Origin of the sequence: Neorhizobium sp. T25_27 (genome assembly GCF_002968565.1) — a bacterium.
Taxonomy (GTDB): domain Bacteria; phylum Pseudomonadota; class Alphaproteobacteria; order Rhizobiales; family Rhizobiaceae; genus Neorhizobium; species Neorhizobium tomejilense.
Genome location: NZ_PVBJ01000001.1, coordinates 850968 through 866120, shown reverse-complemented (window position 1 = coordinate 866120; position 15153 = coordinate 850968). Strand labels below are relative to the sequence as shown.

Below are 15153 nucleotides of genomic sequence, written 5' to 3'. Positions count from 1 at the left end.
TTTGGGCTGGCGGAATCACCAATGAAAAGGTATCCGGTGAATCCCATGGCGCGATATGTATTCATAACTGGCGGCGTGGTTTCTTCCCTCGGAAAAGGAATTGCGGCCGCGGCACTCGGAGCTTTGTTACAAGCACGAGGTTACCGGGTTCGGCTGAGGAAGCTCGATCCTTATCTCAACGTCGATCCGGGCACGATGAGCCCGACGCAGCACGGCGAGGTATTCGTCACCGACGACGGGGCGGAAACCGACCTCGATCTCGGTCACTACGAGCGCTTCACGGGGCGCTCGGCGACGAAGACCGACAACATCACCACGGGTCGCATCTACAAGAACATCATCGACAAGGAACGCCGCGGCGACTATCTCGGCGCGACCGTCCAGGTGATCCCGCACGTGACCAACGAGATCAAGGATTTCGTCACCGAAGGCAATGACGACTATGATTTCGTCATCTGCGAGATCGGCGGTACGGTCGGCGACATCGAGGCGATGCCGTTCATGGAAGCGATCCGCCAGCTCGGCAACGACCTGCCGCGCGGCACCGCGATCTACCTCCACCTGACCCTGATGCCGTTCATTCCGGCGGCCGGCGAATTGAAGACCAAGCCGACCCAGCATTCCGTCAAGGAGCTGCAGGCGATGGGGATTGCCCCCGACATCCTGCTGGTGCGCGCCGACCGGGAAATCCCGGAGGCCGAACGCCGCAAGCTGTCGCTGTTCTGCAATGTCCGCCCGTCCGCGGTCATCCAGGCGCTCGACGTCGCCAATATCTACGACGTGCCGATGGCCTATCACAAGGAAGGCCTCGACAGTGAGGTGCTCGCCGCCTTCGGCATCGAACCGGCCCCCAAGCCGCGCCTCGACGCCTGGGAAGAGGTCTGCAACCGCATCCGCACCCCGGAAGGCGAAGTGACGATCGCGATCGTCGGCAAGTACACGGGCCTCAAGGACGCCTACAAGTCGCTGATCGAGGCGCTGCATCACGGCGGCATCGCCAACCACGTCAAGGTCAACCTTGAGTGGATCGAGTCGGAAATCTTCGAGAAGGAAGATCCGGCACCTTGGCTCGAAAAGGTTCACGGTATCCTGGTACCGGGCGGATTCGGCGAGCGCGGCTCGCAGGGCAAGATCAATGCGGCCCGTTTCGCGCGCGAACGCAAGGTGCCGTATTTCGGCATCTGCTTCGGCATGCAGATGGCCGTCATCGAGGCTGCCCGCAATCTCGCCGGCATCGAGAAGGCATCGTCGACGGAATTCGGCCCTTCCAAGGAGCCGGTAGTCGGCCTGATGACCGAATGGGTCAAGGGCAACGAGCTCGAAGTCCGCTCGGCCGCCGGTGACCTCGGCGGCACGATGCGCCTTGGCGCCTACAAGGCGGCGCTCAAGAAGGAAACCAAGATCGCGGAGATATATGGCTCGACCGATATTTCCGAGCGTCACCGCCACCGTTACGAGGTGAATGTCGACTACAAGGACCGGCTGGAAAGCTGCGGCCTGGTGTTCTCGGGCATGTCGCCGGATGGCGTGCTGCCGGAGACGATCGAATATCCGGACCATCCGTGGTTCATCGGCGTCCAGTACCACCCGGAACTGAAGAGCCGGCCGCTCGATCCGCATCCGCTGTTTGCGAGCTTCATCGAAGCAGCCCTGGAACAGAGTCGCCTCGTCTGAGCAAATTCAAAAAGGCAGGGTCTCGCATCCTGCCTTTTTGCCGTCAGGCGGAGACCTTCTGTTTTCGCACTGGCGGGAATACTTCAACATCCCTTATGCTTCGCCGAATTGCTCTTTTCATTTCAGCGGTGCGATATGGCCATTTTCGACAGATTTTCCCTCATCGGGCGCGTGGCGCTGGTGACCGGCAGCGGCCGAGGGCTCGGCCTGCAGATGGCCAAGGCTCTGGCGGAGGCCGGCGCGCATGTGGTGCTCAGCGGCCGCTCCGGCGACCTGCTCGAACAGGCAGTGGCTTCCATCAAGGGTGCGGGCGGCAAGGCGAGCGCTGCCGCCTTTGACGTCGCAGATCTCGATGCCGGACGCGAGGCGATCGCAAAACTCCACACAGATCACGGCCGGCTGGATATCCTGGTCAACAATGTCGGCGCCCGCGACCGGCGCCCGTTTGCAGCGTTCAGCGATGCCGAAATCCTCAACCTGATCCAGACCGACCTGCTCTCGGCAATCGCGCTGTCCCGCAAGGCCGCTGATATCATGAAGGCTCAGGGCCATGGCCGTCTCATCTCGGTCACGTCGATCATCGGCAACATGGCCCGTTCGGGCGATGCCATCTATCCCGTCGCCAAACAGGGCCTGACCGGTCTGGTGCGAAGCCTGGCAGTCGAATACGGTCCATTCGGCGTCACTAGTAATGCGATTGCGCCCGGCATGTTCGCCACCGAGACCAATGCGGCGATTTCCGCGGAACCCGACATGATCGCATTCATGCGCCAGCGCGTGCCGCTGCAGCGCTGGGGCCGGCCCGAAGAGATCGCCGGCGCCGCGCTGTTCCTGGCAAGCGACGCCGGCTCCTTCGTCAATGGCCATGTGCTGACCGTCGACGGCGGCATGTCCATCCAGATGTGATCGCCAGTCATGCCGCCTGGGGCAGGGGGCCGACATAGACCGAGCGGGGCCGGATCAGCCGACCTTCCAGCGCCTGTTCACGGGCATGGGCGATCCAGCCGACCGTGCGGCCGATCGCAAAGACGCCGGTGAAGGCAGCCCGCGGAAATTTCAGCGCATCGAGGAGCAGGGCCGTGTAAAACTCGACATTGACGTCGAGCGGCCGGTCCGGCTTGCGCTCCCTGAGGATGGCGAGCGCCGCCTGCTCGACGGCTTCGGCGAGCCGTATGCGGTCGGGGTCCACCTGTCCGGTCATGACCAAGGGCGCCAATGCGCCTTTCAGCGCATCGGCGCGGGGATCGCGGACGCGGTAGATGCGGTGCCCGAACCCCATCAGCCGCTCGCGGCGATCGAGCGCCTGGCCGAGCCAGGTCCTGGCGTTGTCGTCGCTGCCGATCGCATCCAGCATGTCGAGCACCGGTCCCGGCGCCCCTCCATGCAACGGCCCCTTGAGCGCGCTGATGGCAGCCAGCACCGATGACGTGAGGCCAGCGCCGGTTGAGGCGACGACGCGCGAGGCGAAGGTCGAGGCGTTGAGACCGTGATCCGCGATCGTCACCAGATAGGCGTCCAGCGCTGCGACCTGTTCACGCGTCGGCAGGCTGGCGTTCAGCATGGCGAGGATATCGGCGGACTGGGAAAGCGACGGGGTGGGCGCCACCGGCATCTCTCCCTTCTGCAGCCTCAGCACGGCCGGCAGGAAGACGGCGGGAGCGGCCAGCAGTCGAAGCGTCGTCTCGAAATCCTCGCCGTCCGGCAACCGCCCGATCAGGGCGCGCATGGCATCGACAGGCGGCAGGTTCAGAAGTGCGGCATCTGCGGCGCGCACATGCGCAAAAACTTCGGCGCGGGCCTGGCCGAGGCGGGCCTTGAGATCGGCCGCGGTGACGGGACGTTCCAGGAAGCCATCGAGGAGCAGCGCTGCAGCGTCTTCATAGGTCGCGCGCTCGACAAGCAGGTCGAGAGATACGCCGCGAATGACGAGGCGGCCCGCTTCTCCGTCCACGTCCGAAAGCCGAGTCTCGGCGGCGATGACATCTTCAAGTCCGTTGTTTTTCATGAGTGTTTCTCCTTTACGAAGGTGATGATCCGACCTAGTCTTATTGACGTCAATCTTGATGTAATCGATCAATATGAACATGCTCTGGATCACCGCCGAAGAAGCTCTCTCCCGCCTCGGGACCAAACCGCAGACGCTTTATGCCAATGTCAGCCGCGGCCGCATCCGCGCCAAGGCGGATCCTGCCGATCCGCGCCGCAGCCTCTATCAAGCCGACGACGTCAAGCGCCTTTCGGAACGGCATGCCGGGCGGCGACAATCGGCGGCGGTGGCAGCGGACGCGATCCGCTGGGGCGACCCGGTCCTGCCGACGACAATCTCGACGATTTCCAGCGAGCGGCTTTTCTATCGCGGCCGCGATGCCGTCGAATTCTGCGAACATGCGACGCTGGAAGAGGTCGCCGCACTCCTCTGGGATACGGAAAGCGTGCGCGTCACCGCAGGCGGGGCAGGGCAAAGCGGCGCCAACCGTATGGCTGCGGCCTTTGCCGGGCTTGCCGCCCGGGTGATGAGCGACCTGCCGGCGCTGCGGCGAAAACCCTCCATCCTGCGCGCGGAAGCAGCCGACGTGCTATCCACCGTCGCCATGGCGCTTGCGCCGTGGCCGGAACCGCTGCCCCTGCATGAGCGGCTGGCGCTCGGCTGGCAGCGGCCCGATGCGGCCGAGCCGATCCGCAGGGCACTGGTGCTGGCGGCCGAACATGAACTCAACGTTTCCGCCTTCGCGGCGCGCGTGACGGCGTCGTCGGGCGCCGCACTCTCCGCTGCGGCGCTTTCCGGCCTTGCGACGCTGACAGGCCCGCGGCATGGCGGCGCCTGGACCAGCGTCACGGTGCTCGCGGAAAAGGCGGCTTCGGTCGGCGTGCGGGAGGCGATCCGCAGCATGCTGTCCTCGGAAGGCGTCGTCCGGCCTTTCGGCCACCGGCTCTATCCGCATGGCGATCCGCGGGCACGGGCGCTGATGGCGAGCTTCGAAGCGCCACCGCTCTACGTCACGCTCGCCGAAGCGGGGGAGGAACTGCTCGGCGAGCCGATCAACATCGATTTCGCACTGGCATCGCTTGCTGCGACCTTCAAGCTCCCTGAAGACGCGCCGCTCGTCATCTTCGCGCTTTCGCGCACCGCCGGCTGGCTGGCGCATGCCATGGAGCAGGTCGAGAGCGGACACCTGATCCGTCCACGGGCGCGTTATACAGGCCCCGGCGGCGAATCCGGTGCATAGCGTCCGTTAAAGGCCGGAGGCCTCCACGGCTGACATGACACCACCACAATAACTCCTTTATCCTGCCGGGGAATCACGGGTGAGCATGGACGATGTTGGGTAGTAATTTCAGCTTGAGTTTGAGCCTGTTCGTGGCACAGGGGCGCGAACGCGACACGGCCGAGTTCTACAAGAACGTCTTCGGCGCCACGGAAACGAATTCCTATGAGATGCTCCGCCTGACGATGATCGAGCTGCAGCTCGGACCGATCGGCATCGTCGTCTGCGGATCGGATCCGGAAAGGGAATCAGCACCTTCCTATCAGGGGCCTTATCATCCGAAAAACGACGGCGCCGTCAGCACGATCTTCCAGCTGACGGTGCCGGATGTCGAAAGCGTCGTCGAGGCTGCGTTCCAATTCGGCGGCATGATGCGTGACAGGATCCAGACGGACATGAATGGTCGCCAGGTGGCGTCGATCTTCGATCCGGCCGGTCATGTCTGGGTGCTGACCGAGCGCGAGCGGGAGCAGGACGAGGAATAGTCTCATTGCGGCCGTTAGGTTCGATCAACGGATGTCGCGATAGGCAGCAAGTGCCCGGTCGCGGGCAAAACCGTGATCGACGATCGGCTTCGGATAGGTCTTGCCGAGTTCGATGCCCGCCTGTTCCAGGACACGCTCCGGCGCTTCGAAGGGCTTGTGGACGTATTTGCGATCCAGTCTTGCCAATTCCGGTAGATATTCCCGGACGTAATCGCCACCCGGATCGAATTTCTCACCCTGCAGGACGGGGTTGAAGATCCGGAAAAACGGCGATGCATCGGCACCGGAGCCCGCCACCCATTGCCAGTTGGCCGAATTGTTCGCGGGGTCGGCATCAACCAACGTTTCGCGAAACCATCTCTCCCCGCGGCGCCAGTCGATCATCAGGTCCTTGATCAGGAAAGACGCGGCGATCATGCGCACACGATTGTGCATGAAGCCGGTACGCCAGAGCTGGCGCATGCCGGCATCGACGATCGGATAGCCGGTCATGCCCATCGTCCAGGCGCGGAACTCCCCCGGGTCGTATCCCCATTTGAAGCGGTCGAACCTGTCGTCCCAGTTCTTGTCGTGAAGCTCAGGGAATTCGATGAGCAGATTGTAGCAGAAGTCCCGCCAGGCGAGTTCGCGCCGGAAATGGGCGACATCCTCCGACGCTTTAGAGGGCAGGCCCCGCACAGCATGCCAGATCCGAGCCGGCGAGATTTCGCCATGCGCCAAGTGAGGCGACAGGAGGGATGTTGCATCGATCGACGGCAGATCGCGGCCCCGCTTGTAGTCGTGCAGCTCGCGATCGATGAGGTCGCCCAGTTTTTCCTGTGCGCCTGCTTCGCCGGATGCCCACGTTTTTCCGAACTCCGCGGCCCAATCGGGTTTCGTCGGCAGCAAGGCCCAGTGATCGAGGTTCTCGGATGGTGGCGGAGGCTCGGGCGAGGGGATTTTCGTCGGCGCGTCGATGGGCTCGTGCGACTCGCCCGCCTTCTGGAGCGCATTCCAGAATGGCGTAAACACCTTGAAGGCGTTTCCCGCACCGGTGCGGATGGACTTCGGCTCGTGCAGGAGTTGGCCGTGAAAGGCTCTGATAGCAATGTTCTGCTTCTTCAACGCGATGGCAATGTCGCGATCAAAAAACGTCCGCTCATAGGCGCGGTTGACGAAGACGGTTTCCGCGCCGGTCTTGCGGGCGAGACCGGCGAGCACATCCTCGGCCTTGCCGGAGACAAGGATGAGGTCACTGCCCAGAGACTTCAGCGATGCCTGGAGTGCTGTAAGCGAATGGTGCAGCCACCAGGCCTGCGCGGCACCGAGCGGCCCGACGTTCAGGTGTGCCGGCTCTCGGATATAAACCGGGATGACCGGGCCGCCGGCCTCGATCGCCGCGTGCAGCGCCGGATTGTCGTCGAGGCGCAGATCCTTGCGAAACCAGAGGATGGCGGGGACCGGTTTTTCGTGAGGCACAGTCTTCTCCGTTCAGGGCATTGCCGCCCGAAGGTACGGACTTCGAGAAGGTTCGGGTCACCTCAAGGGCGGATCAGCAGGATCGGGCAGGGCGCGCCGGCCGGCAGCTCCGGCGCGTGCGCCGGACGGATGATGAGGCCGTCGGAATGGGCAAAAATCTTCATCATCGACGAATCCTGCTTCGCGAAGGCCTCGGCGACGAGATTGCCGTCGCGGTCTCTCGTCAGCCTGGCGCGCAGATAATCCTGGCGCTGGTCGTTGGCGGCCAGTTTGCTTGCCGCGACGCCCTGCACCTCCCTGCGTTTTTCCGGCAGGTGCGCGAGCTTGCGGATCAGCGGTTCGAGGAAGAGCAGGCTGGTGACCAGGCTCGCCACCGGATTGCCGGGCAGGCCGAGAACCCGCATTTCGCCCAGTGCGCCAACCATCAGCGGCTTGCCCGGCCGCATGGCGATGCGCCAGAAATCCAGTTCCATGCCGGCCGCTTTCAGCGTCGATTGCACCAGGTCATGATCACCGACCGAGGCGCCGCCGAGGGTCACCAGCACGTCGGCCTTGGCCGCACGGGCCTTGTCGATGGCCGCGGTGATATCCTCAGGCCGGTCCCGGACAATGCCGAGATCGAGGACTTCGCCGCCATTGTCGCGCACCAGGGCGGAAACGCCGAAGGTGTTGGAGGCTATGATCTGCGCGCTCCCGGGCGTGACGCCGGGCGGGACGAGCTCATCTCCCGTCGCCAGGACTGCGACGCGGGGGCGGCGATAGACGGAAAGCTCCGGGTGGTTCATGGCCGCAGCGACCGTCAGATGCGAGAAGTCGATGAGCGTGCCGGCCGGGAGCACGGTTTCGCCCTCGGCGAAATCCTGGCCGCGAGGGCGCACGTGCCGGCCTTTGATGACATCGAACCTGGTGCGGATGCGGTTGCTTTCGAGCTTTTCGGCATCCTCCTGGATGAGAATGGAATCGGCACCTTCCGGCAGGGGCGCACCGGTGAAGATGCGCGCAGTCTCACCCTTGCCGACCGTGCCTTCGAAGGCGTGGCCGGCGGCGGCGGTACCGATTACGGTCAGTTCGGTCCCGATCGCCGGTGCGTCGGAAGCCTTGAGCGCATAGCCATCCATGGCAGACGCGTCGAAGGGAGGCTGGGTGAGGCGGGCAACGAGGTCCGTCGCAAGGAGGCGGCCGTTTGCGTCGCCAAGAGCGACCGTCTCCATCGTGCCGATCGGATTGGCTTTGCCGAGCAGGCGGTTCTTCGCTTCGGAAACAGGCAGCAACGCCATTTCTCAGTCCTCTGCGCGATAGGTTCCGGACTTGCCGCCGGTCTTTTCGAGAAGGCGGATGCCGCCGATCTCCATGGCCCGGTCGACGGCCTTCGCCATGTCGTAGATCGTCAGGCAGGCGACCGAGGCGGCCGTCAGCGCTTCCATCTCGACGCCGGTCTTGCCGGTGAGTTTGGCGGTTGCGGTCACCCGAAGGCCCGGAAGCTGCTCGTCCTCGGTGATATCCACGACCACCTTGGTCAGCATCAGGGGGTGGCAGAGCGGGATGAGATCCGAGGTCTTCTTGGCGGCCATGATGCCGGCCAGCCGCGCCGTTCCGATCACGTCGCCCTTCTTGGCATTGCCCTCGCGGATCGTTGCCAGCGTTTCCGGCAGCATGCGGACATAACCTTCGGCGGTCGCGGAGCGGCTGGTTTCGGCCTTGTCGCCGACATCGACCATATGCGCCTCGCCGGAAGCGCCGATATGGGTGAGGCCAGCCATTATTCCGCCGCCTGGGCCGCAGCCTCGCCGGTCAGGAGAAGGCGAGTGGCGGCGGCCACGTCGTCCTTGCGCATCAGGCTTTCGCCGACGAGGAAGGTGTTGATGCCGACCTTTTTCAGGCGCTGGCAGTCCTCATGGGTGAAGATACCGCTTTCGCCGACCAGCAGCCGGTCGGCCGGCACCATCGGCGCCAACCGCTCGCTCGTTTCGAGATTGAGTTCGAAGGTGCGCAGATTGCGGTTGTTGATGCCGATCAGCGGCGAGGGGAGTTTCAGCGCCCGCTCCGTTTCCTCTTCGTCATGCACCTCGATCAGCGCGTCCATGCCGAGTTCGGCGGCAACGTCGTAGAGCTCGCGCGCCTCGTCGTCGGAAAGCGAGGCCATGATCAGCAGGATGCAGTCGGCGCCCCAGGCGCGCGCCTCGTGGATCTGGTAGGTCTCGAACATGAAATCCTTGCGCAGCGCCGGCAGCGAGCAGGCGTTGCGGGCAGCGCTCAGGAATTCCGGCGCGCCCTGGAAGCTTGGCGCATCGGTGAGGACGGAGAGGCAGGTGGCGCCACCGGCTTCGTAGGCTGCTGCAAGCGACGGCGGATCGAAATCCGGGCGGATGAGGCCCTTGGACGGACTTGCCTTCTTGATCTCGGCGATCAGCCCGAAGACACCGCTATCCTGCCTGGCCTTCAGTGCGCGATGAAAGCCGCGCGGGGAGGGCTGGTCCGCAGCGCGGGCCTTCAGCTCCGCAAGCGGTACGCTCGCCTTGGCAGCGGCGATTTCCTCGCGCTTGTAGGCTTCGATCCTCTTGAGGATATCCGTCATGACCTCAATCCTTTTCGTTCGAGACGGCAACCAGACGGTCGAGCGCGGCAGCTGCCTGACCGCCATCCAGCGAACGGGTGGCAAGCCTCATGCCGTCGGCGATCGTTTCCGCCTTGCCGGCGACGACCAGCGAGGCAGCCGCATTGCAGAGCGAAATATCGCGATACGCATTCTTGGCACCACCGAGCACGGCGCGCAATGCGGCCGCGTTGTGCACGCCGTCGCCGCCCTTGAGTTCGTCCAGCGTTGCGGGCTGAACACCGAAATCCATCGGCGTCAGTTCGAAAGAACGGATCTTGCCGTCTTCCAGCGCCGTCACCTGGGTGATGCCCGTGGTAGTGATCTCATCCATGCCGTCCCCGTGGACGATCCAGACTGTCTCCGAACCGAGATCGCGCAGGACTTCGGCGATCGGTCCCAGCCATTTCGGCGCGAACACGCCGAGAAGCTGGCGTTTGGCGCCGGCAGGGTTTGAAAGCGGGCCGAGCAGGTTGAAGATCGTGCGGGTCCCGAGTTCGACGCGGCTCGGCCCCACATGGCGCATCGCCGCGTGATGCATCGAGGCGAACATGAAGCCGATACTGGCCTGCGTGATGCAGCGGGAGATCTGGTCGGGCCCGATCTCCAGGTTGACGCCCAGAACCGACAGCGTATCGGCAGTGCCGGATTTCGAACTCAGCGCCCGGTTGCCGTGCTTGGCGACCGGGACGCCACAGCCGGCGACGATCAGGGAGGCAAGCGTCGAGATATTGTAGGTGCCGAGGCCGTCGCCGCCGGTGCCGACGATGTCGATGGCGTCGGCAGGGCCGGAGACGGGCAGCATCTTCGATCGCATGGTTTCGACCGCGCCGGTGATCTCGGCAACCGTCTCGCCGCGCACGCGCAGCGCCATCAGGAAGCCGCCGATCTGAGAGGGCGTCGCCTCGCCGGACATCAGGATGTCGAAAGCGCCTCGCGCCTCTTCGTGACTGAGGCTCTCGCCATTGGCAATCTTGGCAAGCAGGGGTTTCAGCTCAGGCATGGTCGGCCGTCCCTCTGGTTTACTGCAGCATGGCCTGATCGACGACGGTCTGGTTGACGGACACGCCGTAGCTTGTCTTCAGACTGTTGACCATCTGATCGAGCATGTCGTCACCGGCAGCGTTCGCCATCTGCTGCAGCTGCTGGTCGCCGGAAACCGCATCCGTCGTCGCCTGGTCCACGGCGGCCACCTTCATCAGAAGGCGGCTTTCACCGTCGGAACCGATCGCGGTCGCAGTCTTGTTGACCGGGCCGGAGAAGGCCGCCGAAATCGCCTCGTTGCCGAAGATCGCGTCCTCGGCGCCACGGCGCAGGCCCTGCTTGTTTTCGACCGCTACGCCAAGTTCGGTGGCGATGGCTGCAAGCGTCTCGCCCTTGTCGAGGCGGCTCTTGAGCTCCGTCGCGCGGGCGGTGAGCGCCTGGCGCTGCTGTTCGGCGGTCCAGTCGGCGACGGCCTTTTCGCGCACATCGGCGAGCGGGCGGTCGCGCTCGGGCACGATGTTGCGCACCTCGAACCAGACATAACCGTCATTGCCGAGGTTGACCGGAATGGTGTCGGCGCCGGGCTCGGTCCGGAATACATCGCCGAGCAGCGCGGTGGAAGCCGGCAGTTCGGTGATGCGCTGCTCCTTCTCGTCGCGGCCGGAGGCATCGGATGTCACGGTGACGGCCTTGAGGTTGAGCGCGTTGGCAGTCTCCTCGAGCGGGGTGCCGCCGCTGCGCATGTCCTCGAAACGGTCGTGAACGCTCAAAACTTCCTGCGACGCGGAAGAGACGGCAAGCCGCTTGCGGATGTCTTCCTTGACCTCGTCGAACGAACGCGTCGTCTCCGGGCGGATATTGGTGACGCGCAGGATGACCGGGCCGAAGGTGCCGTCGATGACCGGCGTCGTCCCGCCGCTGGCAGCAACCTTGAAGGCCGGATCGGCAAAGGCCGGATCAGGCACGTTCTCCCTGGTGAAATCGCCGAGCAGAACGTCCGTCGCCGTCTTGCCCTGATCCTTGATGATCTGGTCGAAAGTGGCGGTACCGTCCTTCAGCTGCGTCGCGGCCGCCTGCGCCATTTCCTTGTTGGGGAAGGGGAGCTGCTCGATCGTGCGGGTTTCGTGCGTCTTGAAGCTGTCCTTGCGCTTGTCATATTCGGCGCGCGCCGCTTCGTCGGTAATCGAAGATGCGTCGGCGATGTCGCCCGGCTGCAGCTTCACATAGGTGAAAGTGCGGTATTCGGGTGCGCGGTAACGGGTCTTCACGCCCTCGAACCAGGCGGCGAGTACATCGTTTGCCGGTGCCTTCACTGGATCGATATTGGCGTTGGAGAGCAGGATGTAGTCGATCGTGCGGGTTTCGTCACGATAGCTCTTCAAGGCATCGACCAGCACTTTCGGCGGCTGGAAGCCATCCGAAACTGCCTCGACGATCTGACTGCGGACCGCGACCTTGCTGCGCTCCTTGATGTAGTCGTCCTCCCGAATGCCGGCATTGCGCAGGCGAGAGGTGAAGAGGTTGCGGTCGAACTGGCCGTTGACGCCCTTGAAGGCCGGGTCCTCGGCGATCAGGTTGGCGAGGCGGTCCTCCGAAAGGCCGAGGTTCATGTCGTCGGAAAGCTGATCGAGCGCGGCGCCGGCTGCGAGCTGCGTGAACACCTCGTTCTGGATGCCGAAGGCGCGGGCCTGCTCGGCCGTCAGCTGTGTCCCGAACTGGCGGCTGAGATTGGCGATCTGCCGCTGGTAGGCGAGGCGGAATTCCTCGCTCGAAATCTGCTGGTCCCCGACGGTCATCACCGTGTTGCCGCCGGTCGTCACCAACGACTGAGAAGCACCCCAGACGGCAAACGAGGCAACCAGAAGCAGGAGAAGCGACTTGGCAACCCAGGAGCGGGCGGCGTTTCTGAGGGAATCAAGCATTTATCAACATACCTTGCGAACAGTCCTACCGCCTGGAAAAGGCGGATTGAAGGACTGTCTCTAAATCAAACCGAGATAGAAATGAAGGCATGCCGACGGAAAAGCGAAAACCTCCCGTTCAGGCGCGTCTGGCGGTCTTCGCAATCGACGAAATCGGCCCCGCATCAAGCCGGTCGGCGAGGGCCTGGGCATCCCGCGGGGCGCGCACTTTCACGTCGTTGTCGAAGTAGACATAGACATCCAGCCCGTGCGCCCGCGGCGGGGCAGGCGGCCCCACACGTTCCGCGTCTTTCGGGTCGCGACCCTTCGTCCATTGGCGGATGAGCTGCGCCCAGCGGTCGAGAGCCTCGTCATCATATCCGCTGACATAAAGCTGCTCGGAGCCGTGCAGGCGGCAATAGACGAAATCGGCGGTGAGATCCATCAGGAGAGGCCACTCGACCGTGTCTGCGACGACCAAGCCGACCTTATAATGGCGCAGCAGGTCGATGAAATCCTGCGAGCGGAAGCTGTCGTGGCGAATCTCCAATGCATGGCGGATCGGCCGATCCGCATCCGTCTTCACATAGTCGCGCCCGTCGAGGCGCGAATCGTGCCGCCCCGCGAGGTCGACGGCATCTCCCGTGGCCTTCGGCAGCAGCTTCAGAAACGGCTCGAAACGTTCCGTCGAAAATTTCATCCGCGGGGGGGACTGCCAGAGGACGGGTCCCAGCTTCTTGCCGAGGCGCAGGACGCCGGAGGCCAGGAAATTGGCGAGGGGCGTTTCGATGTCGGTGAGGCGGCGCATATGGGTAATGTAACGCGACCCTTTTATCGCGAAGACGAAATCGTCGGGTGTCGCGTCATGCCAGGTGGCAAAGCTCTCCGGCCGTTGAAGCCCGTAGAAGGTGCCGTTGATCTCGATCGAGCGGAAATGCTCGGCGGCGTAGGTCAGCTCCTGCTTCTGCGGCAGGCCGTCGGGATAAAACACGCCGCGCCAGGGCTTGTAGGTCCAGCCCGAAATGCCGATCCGGATATCGCCCGATTTCTTCTTCATCGCACCACCTGACGTCATGGTGGCCCGAACACATCTATGGCGCGCCGGTTCCCGGCATCCGCTCTATTTCGTGAAGATGAAGAACGCTCCGAGCGCGATGAAACCGAAGCCGACGATCTGCTTCCAGTGAATTGGCTCGCCGAGATAAAGCACGGAGAAAATGACGAAGACCGAGAGCGTGATGATCTCCTGAATGGTCTTCAGCTGGGCTGCATTGAAGTAACCGTAGCCGATGCGGTTTGCCGGCACTTGGGCGCAATATTCGAAGAAGGCGATGCCCCAGCTCACCATGATGACGAGATAAAGCGGCTTGCTCTCGAATTTCAGGTGCCCGTACCAGGCGAAGGTCATGAAGACGTTCGACAGAATCAGAAGGCCGATGGTGAGGAAGGGCGTGGCGCTTGCAAACATGATGGGAGAATCCGTGAGGGCTGCTAATGCCGTACGGCAATCATGTTCGCACGCGAAAGACAAGCATGTCCGAGCACTCGAGCAGCACGGACGTTTTAGTGAAACGTTTCGGGACGAACTTCGTCCTCGAGAATGCGGAAGGCTTCGTAGAGCGCCTCGACCAGAATATCGGTCAGCTTGTCGGCGTCGTTGTCCTGCAGGAACAGCGCGAGCGACTGTTCGGACGGCTGGTGGGTAGTTTCGTTCGACATATCATTGTCCTCAATCTGAACCGGAATCATTCCGGGTGAGGCCGACGTTAGGGACGCTTGCTTGCGCCGAGCTTGACGAAGAGGCCAACGGTCCGGGAAGCCTCAGCGAGAGAGAGAACGGGCGTTCGTCTATAACGTTCCCGATGCGATCCAAGTGTCGCATAAGATAGATTATGGAACTATCCGATACGCACCCAGGCCTGGAAAACCGGGATTTGTGGCCACTCCACTCCACTATTCTGCCATCGATCAGAGATCGAGTACAACCTCGAACGCGAGACCGTCATAGGCTGGTTCGACATGCTGCGGCGTCTGAGCCATCACCGTGTCGTAGTCGAGCGGAAGATGCATATGCGTCAGGATCGCGTGTTTCGGCGAAAATTTCGCGATCCATTCGAGCGCCTGATCGAGCGACAGATGGCTCGGATGATATCTGTACTGCAACGTGTCGATGATCAGCACGTCGAGCCCGCCGAGCTTCGGCACGCTTTCAGGTGGAAAATCGCTGACATCGCTGCAATAGGCCACGTCGCCGATCCTGAAACCCAGCGAATGGATGTCGCCATGCACCTGCAGATGCGGCAGGAAACGAATCGGTCCACCAGGCCCGTCCACGACGATCGGCTCGTCCATGGTCTCGATCAGGAACGGCCGGACGATCGGCGGATAATTGCCGCCCGCCGGCGTTTCCAGGCAATAACCGAACCCCTGGCGGATCCGGTCCATGGTGACCGGATCGGCGTAGATCGGGATGCGATGGTGCTGCAGGATGAAATAACCGCGCAGGTCGTCGATGCCGTGCAGATGATCCGCGTGGGCGTGGGTGTAGAGAACCGCATCGACCCGCTGTACGTTGGCGGAGATCATCTGCTCGCGAAAGTCAGGACCGGTGTCGATGACCACCACGGTGCTGCCGCCATCGGGCGCGATCTGCTCGACCATGAAGGCGGCACGCGTGCGGCGGTTCTTCGGGTTGGTCGGATCGCAGGCGCCCCAGTCGCCATTCAGCCGCGGCACGCCGGGCGACGACGCGCAGCCGAGAATGGTGAAGCGGCGCCGATACCTCGCCACAG

15 protein-coding genes are annotated in these 15153 nt (G+C 63.3%); 4 read left to right on the top strand and 11 right to left on the bottom strand.

The genetic code is table 11. From position 1 onward, the window contains the following. The first annotated feature begins 45 nt into the window (after positions 1 to 45). Both C5J24_RS04285 and C5J24_RS04280 read left to right on the top strand, forming a co-directional pair. On the top strand, positions 46 to 1674 hold the full coding sequence (locus tag C5J24_RS04285; RefSeq protein ID WP_172723839.1) for a CTP synthase: 1629 nt from the start codon (positions 46 to 48) through the stop codon (positions 1672 to 1674). Positions 1675 to 1809: 135 nt separating this feature from the next. After that, positions 1810 to 2580, top strand: a complete 771-nt coding sequence (locus C5J24_RS04280) for an SDR family oxidoreductase (protein ID WP_105415830.1) — start codon at positions 1810 to 1812, stop codon at positions 2578 to 2580. Positions 2581 to 2587: 7 nt separating this feature from the next. Here C5J24_RS04280 and C5J24_RS04275 read toward each other — a convergent pair whose 3' ends face one another. After that, on the bottom strand, positions 2588 to 3679 hold the full coding sequence (locus C5J24_RS04275) for a citrate synthase/methylcitrate synthase (RefSeq protein WP_105404848.1): 1092 nt from the start codon (positions 3677 to 3679) through the stop codon (positions 2588 to 2590). A gap of 79 nt (positions 3680 to 3758) precedes the next feature. Between C5J24_RS04275 and C5J24_RS04270 the strand changes: the two genes are divergently transcribed. Both C5J24_RS04270 and C5J24_RS04265 read left to right on the top strand, forming a co-directional pair. Further along, positions 3759 to 4901, top strand: coding sequence for a citrate synthase (locus C5J24_RS04270; protein ID WP_105416640.1), 1143 nt, complete (start codon positions 3759 to 3761; stop codon positions 4899 to 4901). Between the two features lie 113 nt (positions 4902 to 5014). Continuing rightward, positions 5015 to 5425 (top strand): VOC family protein, encoded by a 411-nt coding sequence (locus C5J24_RS04265; RefSeq protein ID WP_245446510.1) that lies wholly within the window; start codon positions 5015 to 5017, stop codon positions 5423 to 5425. A gap of 24 nt (positions 5426 to 5449) precedes the next feature. On the opposite strand, the gene C5J24_RS04260 is transcribed toward C5J24_RS04265, so the two are convergent. From C5J24_RS04260 to C5J24_RS04215, 10 genes are all read right to left on the bottom strand, one after another. Further along, complete coding sequence (locus C5J24_RS04260; protein WP_105415827.1) at positions 5450 to 6883, bottom strand: deoxyribodipyrimidine photo-lyase; 1434 nt, start codon at positions 6881 to 6883, stop codon at positions 5450 to 5452. Between the two features lie 62 nt (positions 6884 to 6945). Beyond that, on the bottom strand, positions 6946 to 8160 hold the full coding sequence (gene glp / locus C5J24_RS04255) for a gephyrin-like molybdotransferase Glp (protein WP_105415825.1): 1215 nt from the start codon (positions 8158 to 8160) through the stop codon (positions 6946 to 6948). Positions 8161 to 8163: 3 nt separating this feature from the next. Further along, positions 8164 to 8643, bottom strand: coding sequence for a cyclic pyranopterin monophosphate synthase MoaC (gene moaC, locus C5J24_RS04250; protein ID WP_105415823.1), 480 nt, complete (start codon positions 8641 to 8643; stop codon positions 8164 to 8166). Beyond that, complete coding sequence (trpC, locus tag C5J24_RS04245) at positions 8643 to 9458, bottom strand: indole-3-glycerol phosphate synthase TrpC (protein WP_105415821.1); 816 nt, start codon at positions 9456 to 9458, stop codon at positions 8643 to 8645. The genes moaC and trpC overlap by 1 nt, the downstream gene beginning before the upstream one ends. 4 nt (positions 9459 to 9462) lie before the next feature. Beyond that, positions 9463 to 10479 carry an anthranilate phosphoribosyltransferase gene (trpD, locus tag C5J24_RS04240; RefSeq protein ID WP_105415819.1) on the bottom strand — a complete coding sequence of 339 codons (1017 nt, stop codon included), beginning with the start codon at positions 10477 to 10479 and terminating at the stop codon, positions 9463 to 9465. A 19-nt stretch (positions 10480 to 10498) separates the two neighbouring features. After that, positions 10499 to 12382: a peptidylprolyl isomerase gene (locus C5J24_RS04235; RefSeq protein ID WP_105415817.1), complete on the bottom strand. Its 1884-nt coding sequence runs from the start codon at positions 12380 to 12382 to the stop codon at positions 10499 to 10501. 118 nt (positions 12383 to 12500) lie between these two features. Then, on the bottom strand, positions 12501 to 13418 hold the full coding sequence (locus tag C5J24_RS04230) for a DUF72 domain-containing protein (protein ID WP_105415815.1): 918 nt from the start codon (positions 13416 to 13418) through the stop codon (positions 12501 to 12503). A gap of 63 nt (positions 13419 to 13481) precedes the next feature. Continuing rightward, positions 13482 to 13829 (bottom strand): DMT family protein, encoded by a 348-nt coding sequence (locus C5J24_RS04225; protein ID WP_037082394.1) that lies wholly within the window; start codon positions 13827 to 13829, stop codon positions 13482 to 13484. A 95-nt stretch (positions 13830 to 13924) separates the two neighbouring features. Beyond that, positions 13925 to 14080 (bottom strand): hypothetical protein, encoded by a 156-nt coding sequence (locus C5J24_RS04220; RefSeq protein ID WP_172717047.1) that lies wholly within the window; start codon positions 14078 to 14080, stop codon positions 13925 to 13927. A gap of 249 nt (positions 14081 to 14329) precedes the next feature. After that, positions 14330 to 15151 (bottom strand): MBL fold metallo-hydrolase, encoded by an 822-nt coding sequence (locus tag C5J24_RS04215; RefSeq protein WP_105415811.1) that lies wholly within the window; start codon positions 15149 to 15151, stop codon positions 14330 to 14332. Between the last annotated feature and the right edge of the window lie 2 nt (positions 15152 to 15153).